General features: G+C 72.7%; 24 protein-coding genes. 10 read left to right on the top strand and 14 right to left on the bottom strand.

Annotation, left to right across the window (positions count from 1 at the left end; translation table 11 throughout):
* Positions 1 to 29 precede the first annotated feature (29 nt).
* The gene (locus tag AB0K02_RS12440) at positions 30 to 512 is read right to left on the bottom strand and encodes an Lrp/AsnC family transcriptional regulator (protein WP_365992337.1); all 483 of its coding nucleotides are present in this window, start codon (positions 510 to 512) and stop codon (positions 30 to 32) included.
* 238 nt (positions 513 to 750) lie between these two features.
* Here AB0K02_RS12440 and AB0K02_RS12435 point away from each other — a divergent pair, with 238 nt between their 5' ends.
* Complete coding sequence (locus AB0K02_RS12435; protein WP_365992335.1) at positions 751 to 2,280, top strand: FUSC family protein; 1,530 nt, start codon at positions 751 to 753, stop codon at positions 2,278 to 2,280.
* 132 nt (positions 2,281 to 2,412) lie between these two features.
* Positions 2,413 to 3,450 carry a lactonase family protein gene (locus tag AB0K02_RS12430; RefSeq protein ID WP_365992334.1) on the top strand — a complete coding sequence of 346 codons (1,038 nt, stop codon included), beginning with the start codon at positions 2,413 to 2,415 and terminating at the stop codon, positions 3,448 to 3,450.
* A gap of 93 nt (positions 3,451 to 3,543) precedes the next feature.
* On the opposite strand, the gene AB0K02_RS12425 is transcribed toward AB0K02_RS12430, so the two are convergent.
* The 5 genes from AB0K02_RS12425 to AB0K02_RS12405 all read right to left on the bottom strand — a co-directional run bounded on the left by AB0K02_RS12425 (position 3,544) and on the right by AB0K02_RS12405 (position 8,758).
* Positions 3,544 to 4,461, bottom strand: coding sequence for a hypothetical protein (locus AB0K02_RS12425; RefSeq protein WP_365992333.1), 918 nt, complete (start codon positions 4,459 to 4,461; stop codon positions 3,544 to 3,546).
* A 95-nt stretch (positions 4,462 to 4,556) separates the two neighbouring features.
* Positions 4,557 to 5,540 carry a BadF/BadG/BcrA/BcrD ATPase family protein gene (locus AB0K02_RS12420; RefSeq protein WP_365992332.1) on the bottom strand — a complete coding sequence of 328 codons (984 nt, stop codon included), beginning with the start codon at positions 5,538 to 5,540 and terminating at the stop codon, positions 4,557 to 4,559.
* Positions 5,537 to 6,214 (bottom strand): uracil-DNA glycosylase, encoded by a 678-nt coding sequence (locus AB0K02_RS12415; RefSeq protein ID WP_365992331.1) that lies wholly within the window; start codon positions 6,212 to 6,214, stop codon positions 5,537 to 5,539. Before AB0K02_RS12415 ends, AB0K02_RS12420 begins: the two co-directional genes overlap by 4 nt.
* 90 nt (positions 6,215 to 6,304) lie before the next feature.
* Positions 6,305 to 7,390 carry an exo-alpha-sialidase gene (locus tag AB0K02_RS12410; RefSeq protein ID WP_365992330.1) on the bottom strand — a complete coding sequence of 362 codons (1,086 nt, stop codon included), beginning with the start codon at positions 7,388 to 7,390 and terminating at the stop codon, positions 6,305 to 6,307.
* A 288-nt stretch (positions 7,391 to 7,678) separates the two neighbouring features.
* Positions 7,679 to 8,758: an NADH:flavin oxidoreductase/NADH oxidase gene (locus AB0K02_RS12405; RefSeq protein WP_365992329.1), complete on the bottom strand. Its 1,080-nt coding sequence runs from the start codon at positions 8,756 to 8,758 to the stop codon at positions 7,679 to 7,681.
* A 214-nt stretch (positions 8,759 to 8,972) separates the two neighbouring features.
* Between AB0K02_RS12405 and AB0K02_RS12400 the strand changes: the two genes are divergently transcribed.
* Positions 8,973 to 9,323: a helix-turn-helix transcriptional regulator gene (locus AB0K02_RS12400; RefSeq protein WP_365992328.1), complete on the top strand. Its 351-nt coding sequence runs from the start codon at positions 8,973 to 8,975 to the stop codon at positions 9,321 to 9,323.
* Between the two features lie 266 nt (positions 9,324 to 9,589).
* Here AB0K02_RS12400 and AB0K02_RS12395 read toward each other — a convergent pair whose 3' ends face one another.
* Positions 9,590 to 10,936 carry an FAD-dependent oxidoreductase gene (locus AB0K02_RS12395; protein ID WP_365992327.1) on the bottom strand — a complete coding sequence of 449 codons (1,347 nt, stop codon included), beginning with the start codon at positions 10,934 to 10,936 and terminating at the stop codon, positions 9,590 to 9,592.
* Positions 10,937 to 11,034: 98 nt separating this feature from the next.
* Positions 11,035 to 11,700 (bottom strand): DUF305 domain-containing protein, encoded by a 666-nt coding sequence (locus AB0K02_RS12390; protein ID WP_365992326.1) that lies wholly within the window; start codon positions 11,698 to 11,700, stop codon positions 11,035 to 11,037.
* A gap of 176 nt (positions 11,701 to 11,876) precedes the next feature.
* On the opposite strand from AB0K02_RS12390, the gene AB0K02_RS12385 reads away from it, so the two are divergent.
* Complete coding sequence (locus AB0K02_RS12385; RefSeq protein WP_365992325.1) at positions 11,877 to 13,388, top strand: hypothetical protein; 1,512 nt, start codon at positions 11,877 to 11,879, stop codon at positions 13,386 to 13,388.
* Here the strand turns inward: AB0K02_RS12385 and AB0K02_RS12380 are convergent.
* The 5 genes from AB0K02_RS12380 to AB0K02_RS12360 form a co-directional block, all read right to left on the bottom strand.
* Positions 13,364 to 14,032, bottom strand: coding sequence for a helix-turn-helix domain-containing protein (locus tag AB0K02_RS12380; RefSeq protein ID WP_365992324.1), 669 nt, complete (start codon positions 14,030 to 14,032; stop codon positions 13,364 to 13,366). The genes AB0K02_RS12385 and AB0K02_RS12380 overlap by 25 nt on opposite strands.
* Positions 14,033 to 14,189: 157 nt before the next feature.
* Positions 14,190 to 14,312, bottom strand: a complete 123-nt coding sequence (locus AB0K02_RS12375; RefSeq protein ID WP_365992323.1) for a hypothetical protein — start codon at positions 14,310 to 14,312, stop codon at positions 14,190 to 14,192.
* 19 nt (positions 14,313 to 14,331) lie between these two features.
* Positions 14,332 to 15,030 (bottom strand): phosphatase PAP2 family protein, encoded by a 699-nt coding sequence (locus AB0K02_RS12370; protein ID WP_365992322.1) that lies wholly within the window; start codon positions 15,028 to 15,030, stop codon positions 14,332 to 14,334.
* Positions 15,031 to 15,063: 33 nt separating this feature from the next.
* Complete coding sequence (locus tag AB0K02_RS12365; RefSeq protein WP_365992321.1) at positions 15,064 to 15,999, bottom strand: M56 family metallopeptidase; 936 nt, start codon at positions 15,997 to 15,999, stop codon at positions 15,064 to 15,066.
* 96 nt (positions 16,000 to 16,095) lie between these two features.
* A complete protein-coding gene (locus AB0K02_RS12360) occupies positions 16,096 to 16,647 on the bottom strand; it encodes a DUF5134 domain-containing protein (RefSeq protein ID WP_365992320.1) in 552 nt (183 codons plus the stop codon).
* Positions 16,648 to 16,873: 226 nt separating this feature from the next.
* Between AB0K02_RS12360 and AB0K02_RS12355 the strand changes: the two genes are divergently transcribed.
* On the top strand, positions 16,874 to 17,428 hold the full coding sequence (locus tag AB0K02_RS12355; RefSeq protein WP_365992318.1) for a GNAT family N-acetyltransferase: 555 nt from the start codon (positions 16,874 to 16,876) through the stop codon (positions 17,426 to 17,428).
* Positions 17,429 to 17,443: 15 nt separating this feature from the next.
* On the opposite strand, the gene AB0K02_RS12350 is transcribed toward AB0K02_RS12355, so the two are convergent.
* Positions 17,444 to 18,127, bottom strand: coding sequence for a glycerophosphodiester phosphodiesterase family protein (locus AB0K02_RS12350; protein ID WP_365992317.1), 684 nt, complete (start codon positions 18,125 to 18,127; stop codon positions 17,444 to 17,446).
* Positions 18,128 to 18,441: 314 nt separating this feature from the next.
* Here AB0K02_RS12350 and AB0K02_RS12345 point away from each other — a divergent pair, with 314 nt between their 5' ends.
* The 5 genes from AB0K02_RS12345 to AB0K02_RS12325 all read left to right on the top strand — a co-directional run bounded on the left by AB0K02_RS12345 (position 18,442) and on the right by AB0K02_RS12325 (position 23,058).
* Positions 18,442 to 19,836, top strand: coding sequence for a DUF6421 family protein (locus AB0K02_RS12345; protein ID WP_365992316.1), 1,395 nt, complete (start codon positions 18,442 to 18,444; stop codon positions 19,834 to 19,836).
* 26 nt (positions 19,837 to 19,862) lie between these two features.
* The gene (locus tag AB0K02_RS12340; RefSeq protein WP_365992408.1) at positions 19,863 to 20,618 is read left to right on the top strand and encodes an SDR family NAD(P)-dependent oxidoreductase; all 756 of its coding nucleotides are present in this window, start codon (positions 19,863 to 19,865) and stop codon (positions 20,616 to 20,618) included.
* Positions 20,615 to 21,676 carry a low specificity L-threonine aldolase gene (locus tag AB0K02_RS12335; protein ID WP_365992407.1) on the top strand — a complete coding sequence of 354 codons (1,062 nt, stop codon included), beginning with the start codon at positions 20,615 to 20,617 and terminating at the stop codon, positions 21,674 to 21,676. Before AB0K02_RS12340 ends, AB0K02_RS12335 begins: the two co-directional genes overlap by 4 nt.
* Positions 21,677 to 21,751: 75 nt before the next feature.
* The gene (locus tag AB0K02_RS12330; protein ID WP_365992315.1) at positions 21,752 to 22,354 is read left to right on the top strand and encodes a transglutaminase family protein; all 603 of its coding nucleotides are present in this window, start codon (positions 21,752 to 21,754) and stop codon (positions 22,352 to 22,354) included.
* Positions 22,355 to 22,365: 11 nt separating this feature from the next.
* The gene (locus tag AB0K02_RS12325; protein WP_365992314.1) at positions 22,366 to 23,058 is read left to right on the top strand and encodes a phenylalanine--tRNA ligase beta subunit-related protein; all 693 of its coding nucleotides are present in this window, start codon (positions 22,366 to 22,368) and stop codon (positions 23,056 to 23,058) included.
* Positions 23,059 to 23,062 lie beyond the last annotated feature (4 nt).

Below are 23,062 nucleotides of genomic sequence, written 5' to 3'. Positions count from 1 at the left end.
AGCATGCCAACAGCATGTCAAGGGACCGGTCAGCGGGATGAACCGGCTGCCTGCCCCACCGACTCGACCAGCGGCAGCAGCCGGTAGGGCACCCGCTCCCGCAGGGCCATCTCCGTCCGCGTACGGACCACACCGGGCAGGTTGATCAGCCGCTGGATCACGTCCTCCAGATGACCGTTGTCCCGCGCCACGACCCGGGTCAGCAGATCCCCGCCGCCCGTGATCGAGAACGCCTCGACGATCTCCGGCACGGCCGCCAGCGCCTCGCCGACCTCGTCCAGGTGGCCCTGGGTCACCTCGATGTGGACGAAGGCGAGCACCGGATGACCGAGCGCGGCGGGGGAGAGATAGGGCCCCGTGCCCGTGATCACGCCGTCGCGCTCCAGCCGGTCGATCCTGGCCTGCAGCGTGCCGCGGGCGATCTGGAGAAGACGCGCGTACTCGCGCACGCTCGTGCGCGGCTGTTCCATCAGCAGGCGCAGGATGCGGGTGTCGAGCTCGTCCACCGCCATGGTCCGTTGGTCCTTCCATGGTCGCCGTACACCTTCTGCCACTGTACCAATGGCCCAGTGCAATCCGGCCCGGTTGAGCCATTGACCCGATGATGTTTTCCTTGTAGCGACAGGGCGCTGCGCAGCGCCGGACCGGCGACGGAGCCGGACCGGACCCGCGGCGCCTTTGCCGTGTCCGAGGCCGCCGCAGAGCGGCGCGTCGATCAGCGAGGGGGGCGGGACGACCGTCGTGAGGAGCATGACCGGCCTGCAGCACATCAAGAGGGCGTTCACCGCGCCCGACCCGGGACGCATGCGGCTGCGCGTCTCGACGCGCGCCGTCCTCGGAGTCGGCCTCGCCGTCGCCGCCGCGGAGCTCGCCGGCCTCTCGCTCGTCGCCTCGATCACCGGCGGCCTCGCCGCCCTGCTCGCCCTGTTCACCGTCGCCGACCCGACGGTGCGCCGGCAGGCCGTGACGACGGCGCTGCTGCCGGCGGCCGGTTTCCCCGTCCTGGCGCTGGCCACCGTCCTGCACGGACAGCCGTCGGCACGCGCCGCCGCCTGGCTCGCCGTGGTCTTCTGCGGTGTCCACGCCCGCCGGTGGGGCCCGCGCGGACACGCGCTGGGGATCTTCGCGTTCATGATGTTCTTCGTCACCCAGTTCCTGCACGCCGTCCCCGCGCAGCTGCCCGAACTGTACGGAGCCGTCGCCCTGGCCCTCGCCGCCGCGTCCGCCGTCCGCTTCGGGGCCTGGTGCATCGAACGCCGGACACCCCCGCCCCCGCTGCCCGCGCCCCTGCCCGGCCGCGGCCTCGCCCGGCCCACCACCCGCCAGGCCTTCCAGGCCACCGCCGCGTGCGCTCTCGCGCTCGCGGCCGGACAGCTCGTGTCGGGGGACCGCTGGTACTGGGCCGTCGGCACCGCCTGGTGGATCTTCGTCAACACCGCGTCCCGCGGCGAGACGCTGATTCGCGGCTTCCGCCGGGTCGTCGGCACCGTCACCGGCATCGTCGCGGGCCTGCTGGTCGCCGTCCCGGTGGCGGGCGCGCCCGGCCCGACCGCCGTGCTGGTCGCCGTGTGCGTCTTCGGCATCTTCTACACCGCGGCCCCGTCGTACAGCTGGATGATGTTCTTCGTGACCGTCATGGCCGGTCTGCTCTACGGGCTGCTCGGCGTGCTCCACCCGGGCCTGCTGCTCCTGCGCCTGGAGGAGACCGCGGTCGGCGCGCTGAGTGCGGCGCTCGCCGTCGCGCTGGTCCTGCCCGTCACGACCCACACCGCGACCGACGCCTGGATCCGGCGCGCTGTCCGGTGCGTGCACGACTGCACCACCACGGCCGCGCGGCGCCTCGCAGGCGACGAGAGGGCGGATCCGGCACCGCTCGCCGCGGAGCTCGAGCTGCTGCTCGGCCGCGTACGCCTCTCGCTCGCCCCGCTGGTCCACCCGCTCAGCCCGCTGCGCGCCCGGAAGGCCCGCGCGCGCCGGGTCATCGAGCTGCTCGACGCGTGCGCACGCGAGGTACGCGGGCTGGCCGCCGTCGCCGCCGATCCGCAGGCGTCCCACGACGCCCGGCTCGCCGCGGCCTGCGGGCGCGTCGAGGCGGCCGCCCACGCGCTCGTGCCCGCGCGGCCCGTCCACTCGGCGGTCGCGACCGAGATCGTGCACGTGCCGCCGCACCACCCGGGGGCCGAGGCGGCGCTCGGCCACCTCCACGGCCTGGAACGCGCGCTCGCGGACCTCGCCCATCCGGTGCGCACGTCCCCGCGCGCCCCGCTCGTACCGGCGTGAGCGGCCTGCGGCGTGGACGCCGCTCCCGGCGACTCCTCTTGGTCTAGACCTGCTGCTAGCGTCGGGGCGGCGCACCCGTGTGCGGCCCGTGGGCGGTCCACGGGCACGGGGCGGGGCGGAGAGGGGACTGCTGTGGGTGACACAGGCGTGGGACGGGCCTTCATCGGTTCGTTCACCTCGGCGGGCGGACCAGGGGTCGTCGCGGCCTCGGTGGACACCGGAACCGGCGCCCTGACGGCCACCGCCGCCACCCGCTCGGTCACCGACCCCTCCTACCTCGCCGCGACGGACTCGGTCCTGTACGCCGTCTCCGAGACGGCCGACGGCGCGGTCGCCGCCTTCGACATCACGGGCGGCGCGCTGCGCCCGCTCGGCGAACCGGTACCCGTCGACGGCCACAGCCCCACGCACCTCGCGCTCGCCGGGGCCCGGCTGCTGACCGCCCACTACGGCTCCGGCAGCGTCAGCGTGCTGCCGCTCCGCCCGGACGGATCACCGGGCCCGGTCTCCTCGGTCGTCCGGTACGAGGGCCGCGGCCCCGACCCGGACCGCCAGACGAGGCCCCACGCCCACCAGGCACTGCCCGACCCGTCCGGGCGCTGGATGCTCGCCGTCGACCTCGGCGCCGATGCGGTACGCGTCCACGCCCTCGACACCGTCACCGGCACTCCGGCCGCCCACCGGACGACCGCGCTGCCGCCCGGCACGGGACCGCGCCACCTCGCGTTCCACCCCGGCGGCCGCCACGCCTACGTGCTGGGCGAACTGGAGCCGACGCTCACGGTGTGCCGCTGGGACGACCGCAACGGCACCCTGGAGCCGGTCGCCGCGCACCGCGTCCTGCCGGACGGCGCGGCGGGACCCGCGTACCCCTCCGCACTCGTCGTCGCGCCCGACGGCAGACGCCTGTGGGCCGCGATCCGCGGCCACGACGGCATCGCGGTGCTGGACCTGGACGAGACCGCCGAGGAGGCGCAGCTCGTGGCCACGGTTCCGTGCGGCGGCCACTGGCCCCGCGACCTCGCACTCGATCCCTCGGGCCGCAGGCTCTACGCCGCGAACGAGCGTTCCGGGGACGTCACCTGGTTCCACGTCGACCAGGCGACGGGCATCCCGCAGCCCACCGGCTCCCTGCCGGTCCCGGCCGCGTCCTGCGTGGTCCTCACCTGACGGCGCGGCGGTCGGCCGCACACACGCGAAGGGCCCGTGCCGGTCGAGACGTCGACCGGCACGGGCCCTTCGGCACCGGCGCCCGGCGGGATGTCAGCGCAGCTGAGTCCCCTGCGGCTGGGCGATGCCCAGGGCGGTCGCGTACTGCGACAGCACCAGCTTGCCGATCGCCGGGTACGCGCCGAGTGCCTCCGAAGCGGCACAGCCGGCATCCTTCACGGCGGCGTCGAGCAGCCCCTCCGGCAGCTCCGGGCCCACCAGGTACGGCGCCAGCGCCAGCTGGACGGAGCCCGAACCGCGCAGCTCCTCCGCGACCGCGGCCACCGAACCCGGCTCGTCGAGCGCCGCGGCCATCACCGGCACGGCCAGCCGGGCGGCCAGGAGCATGCCGGTGATACCGGCGGCCTGCACGGCCTCCTCGCCGCCCACCGTGGCGAGGATGATGCCGTCGGCCGCCGTCGCGACCGTGAACAGCCGCGCGCGGTCGGCGCGCGCCATGCCGGCCTCGGACAGCCGGACGTGCACGGCCTCGGCGAGCAGCGGGTGCGGACCGAGGACGTCGGTCAGCTCCACCGTGACCCGGCTGTCCATCAGCGCCTCGCGGATCCGTCGCATCAGCGCGTTGTCCGGGCCCGCCAGCAGCGGGACGACGACGGCGGCAGGGCCCTCGGGCTCCGCGACCTCGCGGCCGGCGGCCCTGGCGATCTCGTACCGCTCGGCGCGGACGGCCGCCGTGCGCGCGAGGACCGCCGTGAGCGTCGGGTACTCCTCGTCGTCGCCGTCGAGGTAGCCGATGGCGACGTCGAGCCCGGGCAGCTCGGAGCGGGCGATGCTGATGACTTCTTCGGCCAGGCTGCGCGTCGTGGGCGCGGGGGGACCGGGCACGGCGAGAACGAGCGCGGGCGCGCCCTCGGGAGCGGCCACGGGCTCCGGGCGGCGGTGTCGCCCGGTCTGTCGGGGGCGTGGCATTCGTACAGGCAGGCCGGGTGCAGGCCCAGTGGGGGAGCTCATGGCGCCGCATGCTACTGGCTTTGTGGGCGCGGCTGTTCGGGGAGGGTGCAGTCGTGCGTCTTCTGTCCGTGTTTATCCGTACGGCGATGAGTGGATCACGCGGTGCCGCCCGTCACGACGTGCAGCATGGCCGGATGGGGCGGCAGCAGCAGCCCGCCGGTCGCGACGGCCTCCGCGAGAAGCAGCGCGCCGGACAGCGGGTCCCCGGCCGCGGGGACGACGCGCGCCTGGGGGACCTGGTGCGCGAGCTCGGTCCGCAGGGGCACGAGCAGCGGGTCGCCGAGCTTCGGCACCCCGCCGGTCACCGCGACCTCGCAGCCGTCCGGCGCCTCGGCCTCCGCGGGGCACACAGCCGCGGCCGCCTCGGCGATGTGCGCGGCCGCACGGGCGAGGACGCCCGCCGCCACCGGGTCGTGGTCCGCGCAGGCGGCCACCTCGGGGGCGAAGGAGGCCAGCATCGCGGGCCGGTCGGCGCGGGGGTAGAGCAGCCCCGGCAGTTCGGCCGCCGGGCCGAACACGGCCTCCGTCCGCGCCAGCAGCGCCCGCGAACCGCCCCTGCGTCCGTCGTGCGCGCGCAGCGCCGCCTCGAGACCCGCCCGGCCGATCCAGGCCCCGCCGCCGCAGTCGCCCAGCAGATGACCCCAGCCGTCGGCCCGGCGCCACGACACGAGGTCCGTGCCGACCGCGATCATGCCGGTGCCCGCCGCGACCACGGCGCCGGGCCGCTGACCCAGCGCCCCCGCGTACGCGGTCACCGCGTCGGCGGCCAGCCCCAGCCGGCGTACGCCGAGCGAAGAGGCCAGCGCGGCGGGCAGCTCGGCGCGCAGCCGGCCGCCCAGCGTGGCCATCCCGGCCGCCCCGATCACCACGGCGGCCGGCTCGCCGCCCCCGGCCGTCTGAAGAAGGGCGCGCGCCATCGGGACGAGCTGCTCCAGCATGTGCCCGGCGTCGATCCCGTCCGGGCCCGTGCGCACCGGTTCGGCGGACACCGAGACCTCGGCCTTCTCCAGCGCACCCGCCTCGGCGAGCGCGACCCGCAGGCCCGAGCCGCCCGAGTCGACGCCGAGCACACGGATCACGGCAGCCGCCAGGCGACGGGCTGCCCGCCCTGCCGGATCAGCAGCTCGTTGACCCGGCTGAACGGGCGGGAGCCGAAGAAGCCGCGGTCCGCGGACATGGGCGAGGGGTGCGACGACTCGATCGCCGGCAGATCACCCAGCAGCGGGCGCAGATTGCGCGCGTCCCGGCCCCACAGGACCGACACCAGTGGCTTGCCGCGCGCCGCGAGCGCGCGGATCGCCTGCTCCGTGACCTCTTCCCAGCCCTTGCCGCGGTGCGCGGCGGGCTTGCGCGGCGCCGTGGTCAGCGCCCTGTTGAGCAGCAGCACGCCCTGACGCGTCCAGGGCGTGAGATCCCCGTTCGAGGGACGGGGATGGCCGAGGTCGGCGTGCATCTCCCGGAAGATGTTGTCGAGGCTGGGCGGCCACGGCGACACCTCCGGCGCCACCGAGAAGCTGAGCCCGACGGCATGGCCCGGCGTGGGGTACGGATCCTGCCCGACGATCAGCACCCGGACGTCGTCGAAGGGCTGCTGGAACGCGCGGAGCACATGCTGTCCGGCGGGCAGGTACGTACGCCCCGCGGCGATCTCCGCGCGGAGGAAGTCCCCCATGGCGGCGATGCGTTCGGCCACGGGGGCGAGAGCGTCGGCCCAGCCGGGCTCGATGATTTCTTTCAACGGTCGTGGTGCCACGGGGCGCCACTCTACTGGTGCGGTCAGCGCCCGCGGCACCACATGATCCGTTCCCCCGGCGGCCGTTGGCCGCCTTCGTGACCGGCCCCCTCAGCGCATCACCGCCGCCCGCACGCACAGCACGTCCGGGAGGTGCGAGGCGAGTTGCTGCCATGAGTCGCCGTCGTCCGCACTCGCGTACACCTCGCCGTTGCGATTGCCGAAGTAGACGCCGGCGGGGTCCGCGTCGTCCGTGCACATCGCGTCGCGCAGCACCGTCCCGAAGTGGTCGCCCTCGGGCAGGCCCTCCGACAGCGCTTCCCAGCTCCTGCCGGCGTCGCCCGTCCGGTAGACCCGGCAGCGCCGGCCCGCCGGGACGCGGTCGGAGTCGGCGGTGATCGGGAAGACGTACGCGGTGTCGGCGCGGTGCCGGTGCGCGGCCACCGCGAAACCGAAGTCGGACGGCAGCCCGGCGCCGATGTCGGTCCAGGTGGCCCCGGCGTCGTCGCTGCGGTAGACGCCCCAGTGGTTCTGGAGGTACAGACGGTCCAGGTTCGCCGCGTCCTGGGCGATCTTGTGCACGCACTGCCCGAACTCCGGGTTCGGATCGGGGAGGAAGACCGCCGACACTCCCCGGTTGGAGGGCGCCCAGCTCGCTCCTCCGTCGCGGGTGCGGAACACGCCGGCCGTCGACACCGCGACCGTGACGGCATCGGGGTCCCGGCGGTCGGTCACCACCGTGTGCAGCCCTTCACCGCCGCCCCCGGGGACCCACTGCGAGCGGGTCGGGTGCTCCCACAGCGGCCTGATGAGCTCGAAGGTCTCGCCGCCGTCCTCGGAGCGGAACAGCGCGGCGGGCTCGGTGCCCGCGTAGACCACGTCCGGTGCCGCGTCGGACGCCGGGTGCAGCTGCCACACCCGCTCCAGTGAGGCGCCGGTGTCCTTGGGGAACTTCACCGCCGGCTTCTTCGGCTCGATCCAGGTCTTGCCGAGGTCGTCCGAGTGGAAGACGGAGGGGCCCCAGTGCGCGCTGTCACCCCCGACGAGCAGCCGTGGCACCGCTCGGCGCATGTCGATGCCGACCGAGTAGACGGCCTGCGCATTGAAGTGCGGCCCCTCGAACTCCCACGCACCGCCCCTCCTGCGGCCGATGAAGAGCCCTTTGCGAGTGCCTACGGTGAGCAGTACATCGGTCATGGCCGATATCCCTCCAGGACGCCGTTGTCTCGGATACGGGCCAGTCTGCACCCGACCACTGACAGCGTCCTGCGATGCGGTCCGTGCGCACGTCGGCCTCGTGACAGGAGTGCGGACCGGACCGGCCGGCGAAACTCATCGGTGCGCGCGGGTGAATCTCCCGCACACGCGCCGAGCCCGCCGGGAGAGGTCTCCCGGCGGGCTCGGCGCCGGATGCCCCGCGCCTGCCGCCGCGCGGGACGGCGGCGGCAGGCGGCGGACGGCGGGCGTCCGGAAGGAGGGCAGCGGTCAGACGGAGCGGTGGTACTGCTGCGGCACGTGGACATCGGCGCCGAGCGTGCGGGCCGCGTGCCGCGCCCACGACGGGTTGCGCAGCAGTTCACGGCCGAGCAGCACGGCGTCCGCCTCGCCGTTGGAGAGGATCTTCTCGGCCTGCTCGGCCTCGGTGATCAGACCGACCGCGGCGACCGGCAGCCCGGTCTCCGCCCTGACCCGCGCGGCGAAGGGCACCTGGTAGCCGGGGCCGGTGGGGATGCGGACGCGCGCGGCGTTGCCGCCGGAGGAGACGTCGAGCAGGTCGACGCCGTGCTCCTTGAGGAGAGAGGCGAAGCGGACGGTGTCGTCGAGGGTCCAGCCCTGCTCCTCGAGCCAGTCGGTGGCCGAGATGCGGAACAACAGGGGCAGTTCCTGCGGCCACACCGCGCGCACGGCGTCGACGACCTCGAGCGCGAAGCGGATCCGGTTGTCGAAGGAGCCGCCGTACTCGTCGGTGCGGTGGTTGCTGTGCGGCGAGAGGAACTCGCCGATCAGGTAGCCGTGCGCGCCGTGGACCTCGGCGATCTCGAACCCGGCGTCGAGCGCGCGGCGGGCCGCGTCCGCGAACTGGCCGACGATCTCGGCGATCCCTTCCCGCGTCAGCTCGTCGGGCACGGGGTGCCCCTCGTCGAAGGGGACCGGACTGGGGCCGAGCGGCTGCCAGCCGTGCTCGTCGGCTCCGAGCGGCGCGCCGCCCTTCCAGGGCCGGTCGGTGGAGGCCTTGCGGCCGGCATGGGCGAGCTGGACGCCCGGAACGGTGTTCTGGCTCTTGAGGAAGCGGGTGATGCGCCGGAACGCCTCCACCTGCGTGTCGTTCCAGATGCCGAGGTCCGCGGGGCTGATCCGGCCCTCGGGGCTGACCGCGGTCGCCTCGACGAGGATCAGGCCGGTGCCGCCGGCGGCGCGCGCCGCGTAGTGGGCGAAGTGCCAGTCGCCCGCGACGCCCGCGTTCGGGCCGAAGACCTCCGCGCTGTACTGGCACATCGGCGCCATCCAGGCGCGGTTGGGGATGGTCAGCGAGCGCAGGGTGCAGGGCTGGAACAGCGAGCTCACGGCGGACTCCATTTCAGGCAGGGCGGAACCGGGGTACGGAATCGCGGGGCGGGACTCCGTCACGGTTCGTACGATACGCATCGTAGTACGGGAAGTGTCAAACTACGATACCCCTCGTACAATGGGGACCGGGGCGAGCCGCAGCGGCCGCGCCCCTGCCGTACCGAACCCACCGGACGAATCCCGGGCGAACCCCGGACGAAGCGGAGCCACCGTGACGAGCGTGAGCAGCGCCCGAGTTCTCGATCACCCCGCGCGGGACGAGATCCGGCTGGAGAGCGTGCTCCACGCACTCTCCGACCCCATGCGCATGCGGGTGGTCCGGGCCCTAGCGGCCACCCGTGACGAACTCTCCTGCTCGTACTTCGACCTGCCCGTCACCAAGTCGACGACCACCCACCACTTCCGGGTGCTGCGCGAGAGCGGCGTGATCCAGCAGATCTACCGGGGCACCGCCAAGCTCAACTGCCTGCGCCGGGACGATCTGGAGGCCCTTTTCCCGGGGCTGCTCGACAGCGTGCTCGCCGCGGCCGAGGGCGAGGACGAACGCCTGGCCGCACGCTGAACGGCCGGGCCCGGGCGGCCTGGGTCCGGCAGTCGGCGACCACGGCGGGTTCGGCAGTCGGCAGTCGGCAGTCGGGAGTCGGCAGGTTCGGTCCGGCGGACGGCGGGCTCGCTCCGGCAGGTGGCGGGTCCGGTCCGGCAGTCGGCGGGCACGTCCGGAAGACGGCCGCCACACCGGGTCCCGAGCGTGTCCCGCGGCACACGGGTGAGACCTGCTGCAGTCGGCGCCGCCCTCCGCCGGCTGTGCGGCCGGCCCCCCCTGCCGCCTCAGTCCGCCCCGTCCGCGGCCGTCAGCAGACCCTGCCAGTCCGCGATCTTGACCGAACGCCGGCCCAGCGTGCGGCCCAGTGCCTCCTCGGCCGACTCGATGGCCAGCCAGCCCGGCCAGGCGACCGGACGGTGTCCGGCCGCGCGCAGCTCCGCGACCGGATCGGCCGCGACCGGCCTGGCGGCCAGGCGTGCCGCGTCCTCCAGCAGCGAGGCGACGGTCTCCTTGGCGCACGGCCGGTTGGTGCCGATGACGCCCGTCGGTCCCCGCTTGATCCACCCCGCCACGTACTCGCCGGGTGACGGCACGCCGCCCCTGAGCACGCGCCCGGCCGCGTTCGGCACGATGCCGCGATCCGCGTCGAACGGGAGGCCGTCCGTCGGCACACCCCGGTAGCCCACCGCCCGCAGCACCAGCTGCGCCTCGATGTCCTCGTACGCACCCGTGCCCCGCACACCGCCCCGGCCGTCGGGCGCCGTGCGCTCGAAGCGGACCCCGGCGGCCCGCCCGCCGCGCTCCAGCACCTCGACCGGGCGCAGGAAGAACCGCACATGGATGCGGCGGGCCCTGCCCGTGGGCCGCCGGTCCGCCCATTCCCGTACGACCGCGAGGTTGCGCCGGACGACGGCGGGCACGGCCTCGGGATCGGCGTACGCAGTCTCCAGGGCGAGGTCCGCCGGCTCGACCAGCACGTCGGCCCCGGGCAGCGCGCCCAGTTCCCGCAGCTCCTTGGTGGTGAACTTGGCGCCGGACGGACCGCGCCTGCCCACCATGTGCACGTCGCGTACGCCGCTCGCCGCGAGCGCCGCCAGCGCCGGTTCGGGCACGTCGGTGGGCCGCAGTTCGTCCGCACCCCGGGCGAGGATGCGGGCCACGTCGACGGCCACGTTGCCGACCCCGATCACCACGGCCGACGGCCCGCCGAGCGGGAATCCGCCGGTCACCGCGTCGGGGTGGGCGCTGTACCAGGAGACGAAGTCGGTGGCGGAGTGGCTGCCGGGCAGGTCCTCACCGGGAATGCCGAGTCTGCGGTCCCGCGCCGCCCCCACGCAGTAGACGACGGCGTGGTACAGCTCCAGGAGCCGCGCCGGCGCCAGACCGTGCGCCCCGACCTCGACGTTGCCGAAGAAGTCGATGCGGTCGTCCTCCAGCACGGACCGCAGGTTGTTCTGCAGCGACTTGATCTTCTCGTGGTCGGGGGCGACCCCGTAGCGCACGAGTCCGTACGGGCAGGGAAGTCGGTCCAGGATGTGCACCCGGACGTCGGGCACGGCGGACTGCTGGACGAGGGACTGCGCGGCGTAGACCCCGCTGGGGCCCGATCCGACGACGGCGACGCGAAGCACGGCTGCGCTCCTTCCCGCAGGGGATTCCAGCATCGCACCGGCGTGCGCGCCTGGGGAGTCTCCAGCCGGAGTGTCGTCGCGGCACCGCCCGGCGGCACTCACATCGCTCGCATCCGGCCGATCTCGCTCGTCTGCTGCGCGATCACGTCGTTCGCCATCTCCTCCACCGCGACGTTGTTGCCGTGCGACAGGACGTCGGCCGCCATGGTGAGCGCCCCCTGGTGGTGGGTGATCATCAGTTCGAGGAAGAGCTCGTCGAAGTCGGTCCCCCCGGCACGGCGGAGCCGGTCCAGCTGGGCATCGGTGGCCATGCCCGGCATGGAGGCGTGGTCGTGCTCGTGGCCTCCTGCCGAGTCGCCGCCGCCGTGCGTCTTCAGCCACGCCCGCATCGCCCCCACCTCGGGCTCCTGCGCGGCGGCGATGCGGTCGGCGAGCCGCTCGACGCGCGGTGAGCCCGCCCGGCCGTCGGCCAGCGAGATCATCTCCAGTGCCTGCTGGTGGTGCGTGATCATCATGTGTACGTAGCGGAAGTCGGCGGTGTTGGGGCTGTCGTCCGGCACGGCCTTCTCGGCCTCCTCGGCGGACAGGGTCTTCGCCGGTTCTCCCGGCTTCCCGGGCGCGATGACCGACGCCCCCTTTTCCGGGCCCGCCTCGGCGTGGGCGCCGGAGTCCGTGTCGCAGGCCGCCAGGACGAGCGCGGCGGCGGCAACCGCCGCGGCCGTGAACGAGGTTCGAGTGCGCGCGGATCTGCGGGGCTTCAACACGGCGACCTCCTGTGGCACTTGGGGTGTTCGAGGAGCGTACTTGCTTGAACGCGCGGCGAGTCGATCAAAATCCTTCATTACATGTGCGTTGCCATCTGTTGAGATGTGCATGCAAAGGAAGATACTGCCGGGGTCCGTGAACCGTTCCACCAAGAACGGCGACAAGGGAGGACGCAGTGACCCCGTTGCACACCACCGGAGCGCGGCGCAGACGTGTCGGCGCGGCGGCGGCGGCCGCCGGTCTGCTGGCCGCGCTGCTGACCGCGGGACCGGCCGTCGCGATCCCCGACCCGGGAGACGCTCCGGCCGGGGGCGAGGTCTCGTCGAGCCAGGAGGCCGGGACCCGGTCCGCCATCGCGAGCGGTGAGATCCCCGCTGTGGACGAGATCGTCCACAGCGACAACATCGAGCACGTGAGCAACATCCCCAAGGACGCGATCAAGGGGACCAACTCGGACCTGGCGTTCCAGGGCTCCTATGCCTTCGCCGGCAACTACGACGGGTTCCGGATCTTCGACATCAGCGACCCCAGGTCGCCGAAGTCCGTGGCCCAGGTGCTGTGTCCCGGATCGCAGAACGACATCAGCGTCTCGGGCGATCTGCTCTTCCTCTCCACCGACTCCTCGCGCAGCGACAACTCCTGCAGCAGCACCTCGCAGCCCGCCACGGAGAAGTCGTCGTGGGAGGGCATGAAGATCTTCGACATCAGCGACAAGCGCAACCCGAAGTACGTCGCCGCCGTCGAGACCGCCTGCGGCTCCCACACCCACACCCTCGTTCCCGAGCGCAGGGACGTCTACGTCTACGTGTCGTCCTACGCGCCGAACGCCGCGTTCCCCGACTGCCGGCCGCCGCACGACGGCATCTCCGTGATCAAGGTGCCCCGCAAGGCCCCCGAGAAGGCCGCCGTCGTGAACTTCCCCGTGCTCTTCCCCGGCGAGGGCCCCGACGGAGGCGGCAACCCGGGCGGACCCACCAACCCGGGCGTCTCGAAGACCACCGGCTGCCACGACATCACCGTGCTGCCCTCCAAGGACCTCGCCGCCGGCGCCTGCATGGGCGACGGCATCCTGCTCGACATCGAGGACCCGGAGAACCCGAGGGTCATCGACATCGTCCAGGACAACGTGAACTTCTCCTTCTGGCACTCGGCCACCTTCAACCAGAAGGCGGACAGGGTCGTCTTCGGCGACGAACTGGGCGGCGGCGTCGCGGCCACCTGCAACACCCGGGTCGGCCCGAACCGCGGCGCCGACGGCATCTACGACATCACCGGCAAGGGCGACCGGCGCAAGCTGGTCTTCCGCAGCTACTTCAAGATCGACCGCCACCAGGCCGACACCGAGAACTGCGTGGCGCACAACGCCTCGCTGATCCCGGTCAAGGGCCGCGACATCATGGTCCAGGCCTGGTACCAGGGCGGCGTCTCGGTCGTGGACTTCACCGACGCCGACCGGGCCGAGGAGATCGCGTACTTCGAGCGCGGCCCCGTCAGCACGGGCAACCTCGTCGTCGCCGGTTCATGGTCCGCGTACTACTACAACGGCTACATCTACTCCAACGACATGGCCAAGGGACTCGACGTCCTGAGGATCGACGACCGGCGCACCGACGCCGGCGCGCGGGTGCGGATGCACGAGCTCAACGTGCAGACGCAGCCGGACTACTTCGAGGACTTCGAGGACTGATCCGGCACCTGGGCCGCCGCATCGGGACGAGACGTTCCGCCGGGTCCATCCGGGCCCGGCGGAACGCCGAGTTCCCAGTCCAGCCCGTAGCGCTGGAACAGCTCGGCGCGCAGCCGTGCGAGAGGCATGGGCGCGCCCGGCAGCAGCGCGGCGAACACCGCGCCCATCAGCAGGGCGCGCAGCAGCGGATAGTCGGTGTCCACGTCCGTGGAGCCGTACCGTTGCAACGTGTCGCGCAGCAGGGCGGCGAGCCGCTGCTGCTCCGGGCACTGCACGAACCCCTCGGCCTGCAGGATCCCCGCCATGTGCGTACGCATCAGCCGAGGGTGCTCCACCGCGAGGCCCAGGATCGCGTCGACGGCGCGTGCCAGGCGCTCCTGCCCGTTCTCGGTGCGGGGCTCGCGTTCGAGCGCGGCTTCCAGCGTGCGGTGCATGAGGCGGTGCACCGCGGACTGGAGCAGCTGGCGCTTGCCGGGGAAGTAGTACGAGACGAGACCGCGGGCCGAGCCCGCCCGGTCGGCGATGTCGCCGAGCGTCGTCGCCTCGAACCCCCGCTCGTCGACCAGCTCCACCGTCGCCTGCAGCATCCGCTCGCGCGAACGCCGACGAAGTTCTTCATTGACCTCTGCGCTCCGCGGGGACATCCTGGACTCCTGCGTTGACTGGCTCCGAGCCAATATACTCAGCGCGTCCCGTCTGCGGGCCCATCGGGGGCTGGTAGGCGGATGTGCTGCCCGGACCGGGCGACGCGGGGGATCGTCCGGTCCGGGTGGGTTCTTCCCCCGATTCCTTCCGCTGTCTTCAGTGTGCTCCGGTCGCGTCGCCGACCGGGTGCCCGGCAGACCGGCGCGCCCGGTCGACCAGTTCGAGGACCGGGCGCAGCCCCTCGGGCCGCTCGTCGAACAGCACCGCCGTGATCGCCATGCCGTCGATCCTTCAGGGCTCAGCGGCGCCGGGACAAGACCGCCCTGTGGTACGAGACCGTCGTCAGGGCCACCACGGCCGCCCCCAGCAGCCACCCGGCGACCACGTCGGAAGGCCAGTGGACGCCCAGATACATGCGCGTGAGGCCCACACCGGCGACGCTCACGACGGCGAGCACGACGCCCCACGCCCAGCCGGCACCGGACGCTCCGTAGTGCCGGGCGAGCCACAACAGCAGGCCGCAGGTGACCGCCGCCGTCATCGCGTGACCGGACGGGAACGCCGCGTACTGTGCGGAGTCGACCGGGTCCGGCCACTGCGGACGTTCCCGGCCCGCCACCGCCTTCAGCGACTGCTGCACGGCCGCCCCCAGGGCGCTCGCCGCGGCCACCCACACGGCGAGGAGCCGTTCGCCCCGCCGCCAGAGCCAGACGGTCGCCGTGGCGGCCAGCAGCCGCATCGTCCACGGGTCCCACACCCAGTCCGTCAGCACCCGGTTGACGCGGGTGAGCCCCGGCTCGGCGACCGCGGTGCTGTGCAGCGCCTCCGCGACGGCGCGGTCGAAGGCGAGCAGGGGGGACCAGGGCAGGACCACCAGCACGGTCAGCACGGCCGTGAGGGCGAGGCAGACCGTGCCCGTACGGGCCGCAGCGACCGTGCGCGGGGCCGGACGACGGACCGGGGAGGGGGCCGGGGTCAGCTGGTGCGAAAGGGGCATGCACCGATCCTGACCCCTCGGCGCGCGGTCCGGCTATCCCAGCGCGCGCAGTCCCGGGACGAATGCCACCAACAGCGGGACGACGGGAACCAGCGCCGCGGCCGCCGTCAGCTGGAGCCGGCGGCCGGCGGTGAACCGCGGGACCGGGGTCAGCAGCCGGTTCACCCGCTGCGGCAGCTCCGCGCCGGGCGTCGGGCAGGGGCCGAAGACCCCGCGTTCCTCGTTCAGTTCGACCAGGGCCAGGGCGATCGTCAGCCGCCCGAACCGCCGCGAGGCCACATCGTCCGCGGCCAGCTCGACCAGCCGGTGCATCTCGTCGCGGAACGCGGCGAACACCGGGATCTGCGGGAACCCGTTGGCCAGCGCGGCGGAACAGCGCAGCAGCCAGTCGTGCCGGGCCCGGGCGTGCCCCTGCTCGTGCGCCAGCACCGCATCCAGCTGATGACCCTTGAGCCTGCGCAACGCCGCGGTGGTGATGACCAGTTGGGGAGCGGTGCCCGGGAGCCACCAGGCGTCCGGCCGCTCGCCCTCCAGGACCACCAGCGGCTCGTCGCCGGGCTCCTCGCCGGGCAGCAGAGGGGAGCTCACCAGGAGCTCCCGGCGACGCCGGCGGCGCCGCGCGTGATCCCGCAGCACCTCCCGCGTGAGCATCGTCGCGGTCCACAGCCCGCCGCAGGCGAGGAGGACCGCCAGCACGGCGGACCAGGGCTCGTTCGCCCGCAGGGCGTAGGCCTCGACGACGCCGTTGGGCGCCGGGGCGAAGACATGACCGCGGACCAGCTGCCAGGCCGCGGCAGCGCTGAGGACCATGGACAGGGCGAACGACAGGAGCACGGCGGCGACCACGCACTGCCACACCCACAGCGCGACGACGGGCTCGCGCTCCGCCCAGTCGCCGCGCGACACGAGTCGTGGGGCGACAACGGCGGCCAGTACCCCGAGCAGAAGCAGCGCGAGCGAGACCATCATGCGATCCAGCCTATGAGCGCGGGGCTACCTGCAGGTATGGCCCGGCGCGTCAAGTGACGCACGCCACGGTTTGAACGCAGGACCGTCCGGGGCGGCTCACAGGGTCAGAAGCATCACCAGCATCGCCGTTCCCATCGAGACTCTGCAGGCCAGGGCCAGTTCCGGTGGGGCGCCCCACGAGGGCGCCGCCGGACCCGGGCTTCCGGCGGGGGCGGCGACCGGGACGAGGCGCAGGCCGGCGCGCAGCACGTACACCGCGAAATACACGACGAGCGCAGCCGTCAGCAGAGGGACTCCCGGGCGGGTGTGGGACGCGTGCGCGCCGCCGGGTCCGGCCATCGCCGCCGCCATGTAGACCATCGTCAGACATGCGACGAGATGGTGTCTGTGGCGGCGGGCGCGCAGCGCCCGTATCGCGCGCAGGGCCGCGGCGCCGAACACCACGGCGTACACCACCCAGTGCCAGGACGGAAGCGTGAGCACGGCAGCGGGCACGGCCATCGCCGCCATGCCGAAGCCCATCAGCGCCTCGCCACCGGCGTCCTCGCGCGCGTCACCCGAGCAACTGCCCATCCTCAGAAGGCAGTACGCCCCGGTCGCGGCGCACAGCGCCATGAGCAGCCATCCGGACGTCATCGGACCGTGCACGCGCATCTCCCCCTTCGACGGCGTCGAAGGGTGCATGCCCGCGGGCGCACGACGTACGCGAGCGCACGGGAGTACACGGGAGCGCGTCAGGGGCGCGGGGTGGGGGAGTCCACGAGGTGAGCGGGGCCGAACCCGCCGCTGGTGAGGCGTTACCCTCGTGCCACGCGTACCCACTCGTGCCGTCGGCGCCTCGCCGGCCCGGCACCCGGTCGAAACGGAGCCGCCCATGGACACCGCACCGCCCCGCGATTCCGGCGAGCTCACCTACCGTGACGCGGTGGCGGACGACGTCCCGGTGCTCGTCCCGCTGATCGAGTCGGCGTACCGCGGTGAGAGCAGCCGTACGGGCTGGACCACCGAGGCCGATCTCCTGCACGGTCAGCGAACGGACCCCGAGGGCGTACTCGCGGTGATCACCGCGCCCGGCAGCCGGCTGATGGTGGTCGAGCGCGACGGCGAGCCGATTGCCTGCTGCCAGCTGGAACACCGCGGCGACGCCGCCTACTTCGGCATGTTCGCCGTGCGCCCCGAACTCCAGGGCGGCGGTCTCGGCCGCCGGGTGATCGCCGAGGCGGAGCGCAGCGCGCGCGAGAGCTGGGGTGTGCGGGAGATGCACATGACGGTGATCAGCCTCCGCGAGGACCTGATCGCCTGGTACGAGCGCCGCGGCTACCGCCGTACGGGACAGATGAGCCCCTTCCCGTACGGCGACGAGCGGTTCGGCATCCCGCAGCGCGACGACCTGGCCTTCGAGCTGCTGGTGAAGGACCTCACCGGCTGATCGCAGCCGGCTCCGTCACGCGGTGAACCGCCCGGTGCGGCGGATCTCGGGGAAGTCGGTGGTCGCGCCCTCCAGTTCGAGGGCGCGCACCAGCCTCAGGTGCTCCTGGGTGTTGACCACCCAGCCGATCACTCCCAGCCCCGCGCCGTGGGCGCGTTCGACGGTCTCCAGCGTGAGCCTGCGGATGTTCAGCGCGAGCGACGCGGCGCCGACCGCCTTCGCCCGGTCCACGATGTCCGCTTCCCACCGGCTGGCGATCAGCACCGTGCGCACGCCCGGCACCAGTGAGGCGATCTCGGCGACGGCTTCGTCATGGAAGGACGAGACCTCCACCCGGGGCACCAGATCGCGGCGCTTCATCACCTGGGCCAGCGCGCGTGCCGCCGCCACGTCCTTGATCTCCGCCTGCAGCGGCGAGCGCACGGCGTCGAGAACCTCCTCGAAGACGGGCACGCGCTCGCCCATGCCCGCGTCCAGCTGACGCAGCTCCGCGAGGGTCTTCTCGGCGATCGGGCCGTTCCCGTCGGTCGTGCGGTCCACGTCGGCATCGTGCATGACGGCCAGCGCGCCGTCCTTGGTCAGATGCAGGTCCAGTTCGATGGCGTCCATGCCGCACTGCTCGGCGCGGACGAAGGAGCGCAGGGTGTTCTCCGGCTCGACGCCCATGACCCCGCGATGACCGATGGTGAGGAAAGTCAAGATTCTCTCGCTTCCGTCGACGGCGGCTCCCGGGGCCAGGCCCCCGCCCGCCCACGCGGTGGGGGCGCCCGCGGGTAGGGACGCAGCCTAATGGCCCCTCCCCTGCAGGGGACCGTTCTCGCACGGGGTGTCCGGAAGCTGCCCGTCCGTGTCTCGTGTGAAGTCCCGGACTGTCTGTGACGACGGCCACTCGCCGTAAAAACTTCTGCGATCAAGGGGGTGTGGCAGGAGAATTTTCGAAGCCTCCTCTTGTATGGAGGAACGCCGCACAGATACGGTGTCTTGACGCGAGGTTCTCCCGTGAAGGAAGTGACATGACGGAAATTCTTGTGCAGGGCATGGCCGACAAGGGCATATCTCACGACGGGCGGGTGGTCGACCACCCGAGCTGGCCGGTGCTCAAGAATGCCGTCGAGGAGATCCGCCCCTGGCAGTCCAAGGACGGCTCCATCGACTTCGACGCGGAGGGCGCCCCCGCCCGCTCCGACGCCGAGGCCGCCGTCGAGCGGGTCATCGCCGCGGTGGAGGACCTCTCCCCGCTGCTTCCGCACGACGACGCCTACCACCGGGCCCTCGTCGCCGACCTGCGCAAGTGGGCGAAGGACGGCTTCACCGTCCCGGACTTCCTGGACTCGCTGCTCGCGTTCCACCCGGCCGCCGGCCGCGAGGACGGGCTGCAGCATCTCGTCGTCTTCCCGATGTACACGCAGAACGGCAACCCGGACCGCAACCTCGAAGCGGTGGTCCTGCGCATGGTGTGGCCCGAGTGGCTCGCCGAGCTGGAGCGCACCCGCTACGACAATCCGCTCTTCTGTGGCATCACCTTCGAGGACTTCACCGCCGGGTACGACACCAACTCGGCCGTCCTCTTCCCGGAGACCATCGCCGTCCGCGAGGCCCCCGAGCGCTTCACCTGGGGCGGCATCTTCTGCGACCGCGAGGCCGCGCGCTTCCGTGCCGTGACCGAGGAGGCCGTGCGCGTCCTCGGCCTGGAGCTGCCGGACGACATCCGCGAGATGGTCGGCGACCAGAAGCGCTGTGAGCAGGCGTTCGTGCTGTGGGACATGGTCCACGACCGCACCCACAGCCACGGGGACCTGCCGTTCGACCCGTTCATGATCAAGCAGCGCCAGCCGTTCTGGATGTACGGCCTGGAGGAGCTGCGCTGCGACCTCACCGCGTTCAAGGAGGCCGTCAAGCTGGAGGCCGAGGGCAACCGGCACGGCCGCGACGTGCAGTACGCCGTCCTCTTCGACCGCATGTTCCGCTTCCCCGTCACCGGTGACCGCACACGCAACTACGACGGCCTCGGCGGCCAGCTGCTCTTCGCGTACCTCCACAAGCACGACGTGGTGCGCTGGACCGACAACACCCTGAAGATCGACTGGGAGCGGGCGCCGAAGGTCACGAACCAGCTGTGCGCCGAGATCGAGAAGCTCTACCGCGACGGCATCGACCGCCCGAAGCTGGTCCACTGGTTCGCCGCGTACGAGCTGGTCTCCACCTATCTCGCCCCGCACCCCGGCTCCAAGTGGGCCAAGGGCCCCGACGCCCTGGACCTGACCCAGCCTCCGCGCAAACTGGTGGACGACGTGCTTCCGGACGAGTTTCCGCTGAGCATGTTCTATGAGGCGCTCTCCAAGAAGCTGAAGAACGTGATCGCCTCCACCAAGGGGATCACCGCTGCTTCGGCCGGAGCGGCCGCGTGAGCTCTCGCATCCAGGAGGCGACCACCATGAACGGGAACGGCAACGGCGCGCTCGAAGGCGCGGTCGTGGCGGTGGCCGGTGCGGCCGGCCCCGCCGGACGGGCCACCCTGCTGAGGCTGGCCGAGGCCGGCGCGACCGTCGTCGCCTCCGACGCCGACGCCGAGCGTCTCGCCCAGGCCGTCGATGCCGCGCGCTACGCGCACGGCGGGGCCACGGTCATCGGCGACACCGTCGACCTGCTCGATCTGAACGCCGCCAAGGCGTGGGCGGACAAGACCGAGAAGGAGTTCGGCCGGGTCGACGGGCTGGTGCACCTCGTCGGCGGCTGGCGCGGCAGCGCCGGCTTCGCCGAGACGGACCCGGCCGACTGGGCCCTGCTGGAGAAGCTGCTGATCCGCACGGTCCAGAACACCTCGCTGGCCTTCCACGACGGACTGCTGCGCAGCGACCGCGGCCGCTATGTGCTCATCAGCGCCGCGGGAGCCACCAAGCCCACCGCGGGCAACGCCGCCTACGCCGCCGCCAAGGCCGCCGCCGAGGCGTGGACGCTCGCCGTCGCCGACTCCTTCCGCAAGGCGGGGGGCGATCAGGGCCCGGCGGCAGCGGCTGCCATCCTGGTCGTCAAGGCACTGGTGCACGACGCCATGCGCGCCGAGCGCCCGAATGCGAAGTTCGCGGGCTTCACGGACGTGACGGAGCTGGCAGAGGCCATCGCCGGAGTCTGGGACCGGCCCGCCGAGGAACTGAATGGACAGCGTCTGTGGCTGACCCCCAAACCCTGAAGACCGACGCCCGCCGTCACCACGACCCGTCCGTCCGCGGGTTCGCCAGTGACAACTACGCGGGCGCCCACCCGGAGGTGCTCGCGGCCCTCGCCCTCGCCAACGGGGGCCACCAGGTCTCCTACGGCGAGGACCAGTACACCGAGCACCTCCAGCGGGTCATGCACAGCCACTTCGGGCCGACCGCCGAGGCGTTCCCCGTGTTCAACGGCACCGGCGCCAATGTGACCGCTCTGCAGGCGCTCACGGACCGCTGGGGCGCGGTGGTGTGTGCGGAGAGCGCGCACATCAACGTGGACGAGGGCGGGGCGCCGGAGCGCATGGGCGGGCTCAAGCTGCTCACCGTGCCGACCCCGGACGGCAAGCTCACCCCCGAGCTGATCGACCGGCAGGCCTGGGGCTGGGAGGACGAGCACCGGGCGATGCCCCAGGTCGTCTCGATCACCCAGAACACCGAACTGGGCACCGTGTACACCGTGGACGAGATCCGCGCCGTCGTCGAACACGCGCACGGCCTCGGCATGAAGGTCCACCTCGACGGCGCCCGGATAGCCAACGCGGCCGCCTCGCTGGACGTCCCGATGCGGACCTTCACCAACGCGGTCGGCGTCGACGTGCTCACCTTCGGCGGCACGAAGAACGGCATGCTCTTCGGCGAGGCGGTCGTCGTCCTCAACCCGGACGCCGTCAGCCACATGAAGCATCTGCGCAAGATGTCGATGCAGCTCGCCTCCAAGATGCGTTTCCTCTCGGTGCAGTTCGAGGCGCTGCTCGCCAAGGACCTGTGGCTGCGCAACGCGCGGCACGCCAACGAGATGGCCCAGCGGCTCGCGGCGGGTGTGCGCACGGTCGACGGCGTGGAGATCCTCTACGCCGTCGAGGCCAACGCCGTCTTCGCGCGGCTCCCGCAGGACGTGACCCGGCGGCTGCAGGAGCGCTTCCGGTTCTACTTCTGGGACGAGGCGGCCGGGGACGTCCGCTGGATGTGCTCCTTCGACACCACGGAGGAGGACGTCGACACATTCGTCCAGGCGCTGAAGGAAGAGATGGCGCACTAGACAGAGCTGCATAAGGATGCGACCGACCGGAAAAGCATTGGCTTCCGGTCGGTCGTACTCCTAGTCTCGCCGGTCATGGAACTGAGACAGCAGATACCCGACCTGTCGGCGTACCTCGCGGCGGACGCGGCCATCGACCACGGCCATCCGCTCGTCATGGAAACCGCGGCGCAGCTGCGCGCGGATCACCCTGGCGCATACTCATACGCCAAGGGTGCGTACGAATTCGTCCGCGACGCCATTGCGCACTCCGCCGACAGCGGCGACACGCGGGTCACCTGGCGGGCTTCGGACGTCCTCGCGCTGGGGACCGGCATCTGCCACGCGAAGTCCCACGCGCTCGCCGCGCTGCTGCGCGCCGCAGGCATCCCCACGGCCCTGTGCTACCAGCGCCTCACGGACGAGGACGGCTCGAACCCGATGGTCCACGGACTGGTCGCGATCCGCCTGCCCGGCACATCGGGCTGGGCGCGCCAGGACCCGCGCGGCAACATCCCCGGCCTCGTCGACGCGCAGTTCTCGACGGGCGAGGAGCGGCTGGCCTGGCCCGTACGGCCCGAGTGCAGTGAAGTGGACTATCCGGTACTCTTCGCTGCACCACATCCGGCGGTCCTCACGGCCCTGCAGACGGCACCCGACCGGCCGGCCCTGTGGCGCACGCTGCCCACGGACATCTGAACGGCGGACCCATGGCACTCTCCCTCACCGTCTCGGACGAGGTGCGCGCACTCGCGCCCGGATTCGTCCACGTCGCCGTCGAGGCGCACGGCCTGGTGAACGGCCCCAGCTGCGACGGCAGTTCGGCGCTGCTGGACGACGCGGCACGCCGACTCGCCGGCCGTCTCGACGGCCGCGCCCCGCACGAGGACACACACATGGCGGCCTGGCGTGAGGCGTACACCGCCTTCGGCGCCAAGCCCTCGCGCACCCGCAACTCGGCCGAGGCGCTTGCCCGGCGGGCGCTCGCCGACGGCGGACTGCCCCGCATCAACGCGCTGGTCGACCTCTACAACGCGATCAGCGTCGCCCATCTGATCCCGGTCGGCGGCGAGGACACCGACCGCATCGCCGGCGGCATGCGCCTCGTACGGGCCACGGGCGCGGAGCCGTTCGTCACCGTCGCGGGCGGCGAGGAGAGCGTGGAGCACCCCGACGCGGGGGAGGTCGTCTGGTGCGACGAGGAGGGTGTCACCTGCCGCCGCTGGAACTGGCGCCAGGGCGTACGCACCCGTCTCACCGAGGACACGGTGAACGCGCTGTTCCTGCTGGAGGGCATGGCCCCGGCGACCGGCGGCGAGCTCGCGGCGGCAGCCGCCGAACTCGCCGAGGGACTGGAGAAGCTGAGCCCGGGGGCGCGGGTCACGGTCCACGCCCCGCGGTAGGACC

Origin of the sequence: Streptomyces sp. NPDC049597, from assembly GCF_040675505.1 — a bacterium.
Classification (GTDB): domain Bacteria; phylum Actinomycetota; class Actinomycetes; order Streptomycetales; family Streptomycetaceae; genus Streptomyces.
Note: the sequence above shows the minus strand (reverse complement) of the source record. Positions and strands in the feature narration are given on the sequence as shown.